1 protein-coding gene is annotated in these 210 nt (G+C 66.7%); it reads right to left on the reverse strand.

The window, feature by feature from the left end; genetic code table 11:
* On the reverse strand, positions 1–210 hold a 210-nt coding region (locus AC5Y30_RS25610; RefSeq protein ID WP_499922132.1), incomplete at both ends, for a hypothetical protein.

Below are 210 nucleotides of genomic sequence, written 5' to 3' on the forward strand. Positions count from 1 at the left end.
GTCGGCTGTCCCGGTGATGTAGGCGACCAAGCGCTTGTCACCGGGGCGGTCCTCGCGGACGATCACCACCGCCTGCTCCACCCCAGCCAAACCGGCTACGGCCGCCTGGATCTCGCCGAGTTCGATGCGATACCCGCGGATCTTGACCTGCTCATCGGCCCGTCCCAGATACTCCAACTGCCCATCACGGCCCCACCGCACCAAATCCCC

It is taken from the genome of Mycobacterium sp. NGS27, from assembly GCF_059813005.1.